Here is a 236-nt window from a genome sequence, read left to right on the forward strand (position 1 = left end):
CCAGTTATCCCTTGCGCACCAGTGATTCCTTGAATTCCCTGAGCTCCAGTTACACCTTGTGCACCAGTAATTCCTTGTATTCCCTGAGCTCCAGTTACTCCTTGTGCACCAGTGATTCCTTGAATTCCCTGAGCTCCAGTTACACCTTGCGCTCCAGTAATTCCTTGTATTCCCTGAGCTCCAGTTACTCCTTGCGCTCCAGTGATTCCTTGTATTCCCTGTGCTCCAGTTACACC

1 pseudogene is annotated in these 236 nt (G+C 49.6%); it reads right to left on the reverse strand.

The features are described 5' to 3' along the window. A pseudogene (locus tag Q0975_RS28440) lies at positions 1 to 236 on the reverse strand (hypothetical protein); the annotation flags it as partial.

It is taken from the genome of uncultured Aquimarina sp. (assembly GCF_947500065.1).
GTDB lineage: Bacteria > Bacteroidota > Bacteroidia > Flavobacteriales > Flavobacteriaceae > Aquimarina.